Consider the following 989-nt stretch of genomic DNA (forward strand, 5'->3'; position numbering starts at 1 on the left):
CCGACCGGGGCCTTGATACCGGCCGCGGCGAGCTGCGCGAGGGCCTGGCGCTGGGTCAGCTTCCCGCTCGCCGGAGCCGGCTGGGTCGGAGCAGGCGTGGTCGGAGCGGACTTCGCGCCGTTGACCAGCTTGTTCCACGTCTTCGGGCCCACGATGCCGTCGGCGGCCAGGCCATGGGAACGCTGGAACGCGACGGCCGCGTTCCGGGTGGCCGGACCGAACGCACCATCGACCGCGATGCGGTGGCCGTACCCGGCGAGCTGCGCCTGGGCGGCCTTGACCGCCGGCCCGCTGGAACCGGTGCGCACGGTCCGGGTCAGCTTGTTCCAGGTGTTCGGGCCGATGATGCCGTCGGCGGTCAGGCCGTGGGAGCGCTGGAACGCGATGGTCGCGTTCCGGGTGTTCGGGCCGTAGATTCCGTCGGCGGTGACGGACTGGCCGGCCGCGGCGAGCAGGTGCTGGGCGGTGGTGACGTTCACGCCCCGCGCCCCGCTCTTCAGCAGCGGCCACACGGCCGCGGCCGGAGCAGACGCACCAGCCCCCGCACCCGCACCGGCGCCGGCCCCCGCGCCAGTCCCGGCGCCGGTGCCCGCGCCAGCTCCGGCACCCGTGCCGGGGCCGGGGGCTGTGGGGGTCTGGCCAGGAGCCAGGTGGGCGAGCGCACGGAGCTGGGTCAGCGTGCCGCGGTAGACGTTGACGTCGGCCTTGCCCCGCAGGCCGGGTACCGATCCGTTCTCGGTGTACTGCCAGATCGACCAGTACCTGCCGCCGACGGGAGCGGGCTCACGCGTCCCGCTCTCGTAGCGGGGCTGCCACAGCGGACTGTTGGCCAGGGCACTGACGTTGCCACGCAGGCACGTGTCGGCGAAGTCCTTCGACGTGTAGACGATCGGGTTCACCCCGAACGCCTGACGGGCCTTGTCGAGGAACGCGCCGACCTGGGTGTTGTTCACCCCGGCCGGGCACCGGCCGCGGATCTTCTCCAGGTC

General features: G+C 73.5%; 1 protein-coding gene. It reads right to left on the minus strand.

Going from position 1 to position 989, the window contains the following annotated elements; all coding sequences use genetic code 11:
* A partial coding sequence (locus IE107_RS34470; RefSeq protein WP_189548275.1) for a peptidoglycan-binding protein occupies positions 1–953 on the minus strand: 953 nt, incomplete at its 3' end.
* Between the last annotated feature and the right edge of the window lie 36 nt (positions 954–989).

Origin of the sequence: Streptomyces gelaticus, from assembly GCF_014649535.1 — a bacterium.
Classification (GTDB): domain Bacteria; phylum Actinomycetota; class Actinomycetes; order Streptomycetales; family Streptomycetaceae; genus Streptomyces; species Streptomyces gelaticus.